We start from the raw sequence: 6,199 nt of genomic DNA, 5'->3' as shown, positions 1-6,199 counted from the left end.
AATGAAATGCGACCGCATATGAGTTTGGGAATGAAAACCCCAAATCAAGTGCATAAAAAAGACCAGGAGCAAGAGCTACTGGCCTTCCATTAAAACCGTCAACCTATTTCAGGACGGGACAATCTACTGTTTTTATTTCAAAATCTACTGATAATTAATGATTTTATTGATTGTCCCAGAAGACTTTTCTGAAGTGTTTGCGGCATACTGATACATAGCTTTCATTTCCGCCTATTTCCACCTGTGCGCCTTCCTGAATAGCGTTACCGTCTTTATCAAGACGCAATATCATATTTGCTTTTCGTCCGCAGTGACAAATTGTTTTTAATTCCACTAATTTGTCGGCCCAAGCTAATAAATATTGGCTACCAGGAAAGAGCTCTCCTTTGAAGTCTGTTTTAATGCCGTAACATAAAACGGGGATGCCTAGGATATCTACAACATAAGTTAGCTGTTTAACTTGTTGTTTACTCAAGAATTGAGATTCATCGATTAAAATACAATGCTGCTTTTGTTGTTTATGAATCTCACCGATCATGTCAGCTAAATTATCAGCTTCTGTAAAAATATGGGCATCACTTTCAATACCAATACGAGACGATACTTTTCCTACGCCTGAACGATCATCAATCGCAGCTGTTAAAACGAATGTGTTCATTCCACGTTCGCGATAGTTATAAGATGATTGTAATAATGAGGTTGATTTACCAGCATTCATCGCTGAATAATAAAAATAGAGTTGTGCCAAGGTGGATTCCTATTATTAATATGGCTCATAGGCTTTCTGTGATAAGAATACTTATGAATAATAAAATGTATCGCTATAGTAACATTACCTTAGCGATTTTTATTCTTATCGTGATAACAGATTTGATTTATTTAGCTTTTTTCCAGTTATCATATGCCTAAAAATGTATGACGAATTAATAACAAATGGAGTGATTGATGAAACAGCCTATCTTATATTATGTTTATGACCCTATGTGTAGCTGGTGTTGGGGATATCGTAATACCTGGTTAAAGCTATCTGATAATTTAGTTGGGAAAGTGGCTATACAATATCAATTAGGTGGATTAGCCCCGGACTCCGATGTTGTGATGCCAATTGAATTACAAGCAAGTTTGCAGGGAATCTGGCGAAATATACAAGAGCAATTAGGTACTGAGTTTAACTTTGATTTTTGGCAGTTGTGTACGCCTCAACGCTCGACTTATCCTGCTTGTCGTGCTTGTTTAATTGCGCGAGAAGAGGGAAAAGAGCTGGAAATGTTGTTTGCCATTCAACAAGCTTATTATCTACAAGCCAAAAATCCTTCGTTAAAAGAAACTTTGATTGATTTAGCTGGCAATATCGGCTTGAATGTTGATGAGTTTAAATCGAAGTTAACTGCTATTGAAATAAATAAAAAGCTAGAGCAAGAAATTGGTTCAAGTCGACAATTACCAATTCAGGGATTTCCTTCTTTAGTGCTGGAACTTGATGGTAAGTATTTACCTATTCAGGTTGATTATTTAGACTGGCAAAAAACGTATTCTCAAATAATGAGTTACTTAAATTAAAGTTGTTTGATTAAAAGTAAAAAGCCAGCAAACGATTTATTTACTGGCTTTTTTATTGGTTATTGAAATATAGATTTATGCAGCGCTTTCTCGTGCCTCAATAAATTCAATCGCGCGTGAGATACGTGCCACACTTCTTTCTTTACCAATTAACGCTAGTGTTACGTCAAGAGAAGGGGATTGACCTGCACCTGTAATAGCAACACGTAATGGCATTCCAACTTTACCCATTCCAACTTCTAATTCAGTTGCTGTATCTTCTATCACTTTGTGTAAATTTTCTTCTGACCAATCATCAGTTGCTTGAAGTTTACTTTGAACAAGAACTAATGCTTCTTTAGCAACAGGGCGTAAATGCTTTTTAGCCGCTGTTGCATCAAATTCTTCGTATTCCTCGTAGAAGTAACGACTAGCACTTGCTAATTCAACGAGAGTTTTTGCACGTTCAGCCAATGCTGTTATAACTTCAGTCAGAGCTGGTCCATTATTTGTATCAATATTTTGTTGATCCATGTGCCATTGTAAATATTTAGCGACGTATTCAGGCTCAGATGTTTTTATATAGTGGTTGTTTAACCACAATAATTTATCTGTATTAAAAGCTGATGCTGATTTACTTACATGCTCTAAACTAAATAAGTCGATCATTTCTTGTTGAGAGAATACTTCTTGATCACCATGAGACCAACCTAAGCGAACTAAGTAGTTATTTAATGCGTTAGGTAAATAACCTTCATCACGGTATTGCATCACTGATACTGCGCCATGACGTTTTGATAATTTAGCGCCATCATCACCTAAAATCATTGAGCAATGTGCAAATGAAGGAACTGGTGCGCCTAATGCTTCATAAATATTAATTTGGCGAGGTGTGTTGTTAATATGATCTTCACCACGAACCACATTAGTAATTCCCATATCCCAATCGTCTACAACAACACAGAAATTGTAGGTAGGTGAACCATCACTGCGACGTATGATAAGGTCATCCAACTGGTCGTTTGATATTTCTATCTTGCCACGGATTTCATCAATGAACACAACAGAGCCTTGCTTAGGGTTACGGAAACGGATAACACAAGGTTGACCTTCGGTAGCGGCTTCATTGACAGCAACAATTTTGGGATGATTCGCATCATAACGTGCCATTTCTTTATTGGCTTCTTGCTCTGCACGTATTTCATCTAATAGTTCTTTAGGTGCATAACATTTATAAGCTTTATCTTCTGCTAATAGCTTATCAACCATTTCATTATAACGGTCAAAACGTTTTGTTTGATAATAAGGGCCTTCATCCCAATCTAGACCAAGCCAAGCCATTCCCTCTAAAATTGCATCTACAGCTTCCTGTGTAGAACGTTCTATATCAGTGTCTTCAATACGTAAAACGAATTGACCACCTTTACTTTTTGCATGTAACCAAGAATATAATGCAGTACGTGCACCACCAACGTGTAAATAACCTGTAGGGCTAGGGGCAAAGCGTGTTTTAACTGTCATGAAAAGTTCCTTATAAGCGGTCTTCAATAATAATCAGCGTATTTTAACGGAAAGACATCTAATTACATTAACTATTTGTAGATAAGCTGTATTTGGACCTTATATTTATTATAGAAAGGTGGTTAATTATGATAATTGAGCATATATTGCTTACCCTTTGAGCAGTTAAGCATACAAAGTGGTTTTTTATTTAAAAATGGCTTGACTGAAAAAAGGCGATCCCTATAATACGCACCACAAACAAAGGCATTAATTATTTAATCTCTTGTTTTAGAGTAATATGGGCGATTAGCTCAGTTGGGAGAGCATCGCCCTTACAAGGCGAGGGTCACTGGTTCGAACCCAGTATCGCCCACCATATTACTTATTCTTTTCAATGGAATTAAAATATTGTTATTTGAAAGTGGGCGATTAGCTCAGTTGGGAGAGCATCGCCCTTACAAGGCGAGGGTCACTGGTTCGAACCCAGTATCGCCCACCACTTTCAAAATGCTATGACTATTTAAATTTAAAGATGGGCGATTAGCTCAGTTGGGAGAGCATCGCCCTTACAAGGCGAGGGTCACTGGTTCGAACCCAGTATCGCCCACCATCTTTAATTTAGTATGATTTTTATAGCAATAAATATTATGGGCGATTAGCTCAGTTGGGAGAGCATCGCCCTTACAAGGCGAGGGTCACTGGTTCGAACCCAGTATCGCCCACCATAATATTTATAATCAATTTAAAGATGGGCGATTAGCTCAGTTGGGAGAGCATCGCCCTTACAAGGCGAGGGTCACTGGTTCGAACCCAGTATCGCCCACCATCTTTAAATAACATCCTCTTCTTATATCTTTTTTATCTTAGATATACCAAAACATATAAGTTTAATTAAATCTATTCGCTCTATTATCATTCAAAAAACATTCCTTTTTTATAAATTTCATATTAAACATCAATTTTTTGATTGTATTATTCATTTAAAATCTTTGTTTTTCTTTTTTATTTGTTAGTGACTTTTCACAATTTCTGTTATTAAATTTCAAAGAAATTACTCGCTAAACCTTCATTGTTTATTTTGTTGTATCTCATTGTTTTTAAATTGTTTTTTTTGTTTTCTCGTCTCTTTGCAATGGTTGCCTCATTTTATCTTTTTTGGAATTTCAAAACTTTACTCGTCCTTTCTGATATAAAAAAATTTACAATTTAGTTTGATTAAATATTTTTTGTTACCTCTAAATGAATATTAAAAACATCAAATAATTAACATTTTTGTTTTGTTTTTTTAGCTGTTTAAATCAGCAGGATGAATTGATTTATTTGTATTTTTTAAGATGATATTAACCATTTTTTTATAGTGGTTTTGCTTGATTTTTACCATTTTAAAAAGCGTCTAAGTGGCTTTATTTCTTGACTAAATGCCACTTTTGGCATATTTTATACAATACTAAATTTTGTTTTTTATTTACACTCGTAAATCGTAATTCTAACAACAATATTTAAAACCATTTTTAAATTAAATGACGATTAATAAATATACTCAAATGTCATTTTTTTATATATATAATTATCTATTTCATAACACTAAATGGTTATGACAAGAGAAAGGCAGGGAATAAACATGGCTAAGCAAACTAATTCAGAAAATAACGACATTGAAGTTGTAACTGTTTCTTCAGAAAATAATCAAACGGAAGTCGTAACCGTTGAAGAGTTATTAAATTCGGCTGAAGTTGAAGAATTACTTGAACCTGAAGAAGTACTTCCGGCTGATATTGATGAATTACTTGCGCTTGGCGAAGAGGTTTTTGACTTAGATATCGAAACCGCCGCTGGTGAAGTTTCTGATGGTGGGAGTTCTAGGCTTGTTGAATTCGAGCGTGATGCACAAGAAACTCTTGCTAAAACTGACTTTGAAACAAACTCTTTCGAAAGTTCATCATCACAGCTTACTAATGATTTTATCGATTCAAATATTAATTTAAATAACTCTGTTGAGAGCAATGTTGCGCCTGTTGCCCAAGCTGCTGCAAGTGCAGTTGTTGAAGATACTGTTATTAGCGGTAATATCAATGCGACTGATGCAAATAGTGGAGATCAAGGTAATTTAACATTCAGCACAACATCAGCAGCAACTGGTTTAATATTAAATGCTGATGGTTCTTACAGCTTTGATTCATCGTCTTACGATAATTTACAAATCGATGAAGAGCTTGTACTTGAAATTCCAATCACGGTTTCAGATGCTCAAGGTGCAAGTGACACTACAACTCTTACAATAACAATCACTGGTACAAATGATTCTCCAATTGCTCAAGCTGCGACTGCTTTTGTAGAAGAAGATAATACAATCTTTACAGGTAACATTAATGCTACCGATATTGATCTTCCTGATGGAGCATCATTATCATTTACTACTGACTCTGAGGTAGTTGGATTTATCTTAAATGATGATGGTTCTTATAGCTTGGACACTTCTTTGTATGCAAGCTTGAGTGAAGATGAAATAGAAAATATTCAAATCCCAGTTACAGTGACAGATGATCAAGGTGCAACGGATACCACTACTTTAACTATTACTATTTTTGGTAACAACGATGCTCCTATAATTGACGTCGTGAACACAACGGTTACAGAAGATACCGCGACTATCGTGGCAACGGCTTCTGATGTGGATGGGACGATCACTGAGAGTAGTTTAAGTGCTGACAATGGTAGCGTTAGTTTAGATGCGAACGGCAACATTACTTACACACCAGATGCAAACTTCGCCGGTGAAGATTCGATTTCAGTTTCAGTGACCGATAACGATGGGGCAACTAGTACACAAACGATCACAGTGAACGTCACGGAAGTGAATGATGCACCTGTGATTGATGTCGTCAGCACAACGGTTACAGAAGATACGGCGACTATCGTGGCAACGGCTTCAGATGTGGATGGCACGATCACTGAGAGTAGCTTAAGTGCTGACAATGGTAGCGTTAGTTTAGATGCGAACGGTAATATCACGTACACACCAGATGCAAACTTCGTCGGTGAAGATTCGATTTCAGTCTCGGTGACCGATAACGATGGGGCAACTAGCACACAAACGATCACAGTAAGCGTCACGGAAGTGAACGATGCGCCTGTGATTGATGTCGTGAGCACAACA

At 36.5% G+C, this 6,199-nt stretch carries 4 protein-coding genes and 5 tRNA genes; 7 read left to right on the top strand and 2 right to left on the bottom strand.

All coding sequences use genetic code 11. The features are described from left to right. Nucleotides 1–163: 163 nt before the first annotated feature. A complete protein-coding gene (locus tag E2R67_RS16225) occupies nucleotides 164–748 on the bottom strand; it encodes a thymidine kinase (RefSeq protein ID WP_134291988.1) in 585 nt (194 codons plus the stop codon). Nucleotides 749–945: 197 nt separating this feature from the next. Between E2R67_RS16225 and E2R67_RS16220 the strand changes: the two genes are divergently transcribed. Continuing rightward, nucleotides 946–1,560, top strand: a complete 615-nt coding sequence (locus E2R67_RS16220) for a DsbA family protein (RefSeq protein ID WP_134291987.1) — start codon at nucleotides 946–948, stop codon at nucleotides 1,558–1,560. Between the two features lie 75 nt (nucleotides 1,561–1,635). Here the strand turns inward: E2R67_RS16220 and gltX are convergent, their stop codons facing one another. Continuing rightward, nucleotides 1,636–3,060 carry a glutamate--tRNA ligase gene (gltX, locus tag E2R67_RS16215; RefSeq protein ID WP_134291986.1) on the bottom strand — a complete coding sequence of 475 codons (1,425 nt, stop codon included), beginning with the start codon at nucleotides 3,058–3,060 and terminating at the stop codon, nucleotides 1,636–1,638. Between the two features lie 282 nt (nucleotides 3,061–3,342). On the opposite strand from gltX, the gene E2R67_RS16210 reads away from it, so the two are divergent. From E2R67_RS16210 to E2R67_RS16185, 6 genes are all read left to right on the top strand, one after another. Continuing rightward, nucleotides 3,343–3,418: transfer RNA gene (locus tag E2R67_RS16210), tRNA-Val, on the top strand. Nucleotides 3,419–3,465: 47 nt separating this feature from the next. Then, nucleotides 3,466–3,541: transfer RNA gene (locus tag E2R67_RS16205), tRNA-Val, on the top strand. A 35-nt stretch (nucleotides 3,542–3,576) separates the two neighbouring features. Continuing rightward, nucleotides 3,577–3,652 (top strand) — tRNA-Val (locus E2R67_RS16200). 39 nt (nucleotides 3,653–3,691) lie between these two features. Then, nucleotides 3,692–3,767: transfer RNA gene (locus E2R67_RS16195), tRNA-Val, on the top strand. 25 nt (nucleotides 3,768–3,792) lie between these two features. Further along, nucleotides 3,793–3,868: transfer RNA gene (locus E2R67_RS16190), tRNA-Val, on the top strand. 795 nt (nucleotides 3,869–4,663) lie between these two features. Further along, nucleotides 4,664–6,199, top strand: a 1,536-nt coding sequence (locus E2R67_RS16185) for a cadherin-like domain-containing protein (RefSeq protein ID WP_166739412.1), incomplete at its 3' end; no start/stop codon positions are given.

This window comes from Psychromonas algicola, assembly GCF_004378355.1.
Taxonomy (GTDB): Bacteria; Pseudomonadota; Gammaproteobacteria; order Enterobacterales; family Psychromonadaceae; genus Psychromonas.
Note: the sequence above shows the minus strand (reverse complement) of the source record. Positions and strands in the feature narration are given on the sequence as shown.

Coding starts and splice junctions, on each gene's coding strand:
- E2R67_RS16220 (WP_134291987.1), top strand. CDS start 946: ATGAAACAGCCTATCTTATATTATGTTTATGACCCTATGTGTAGCTGG.
- gltX (WP_134291986.1), bottom strand. CDS start 3,060: ATGACAGTTAAAACACGCTTTGCCCCTAGCCCTACAGGTTATTTACAC.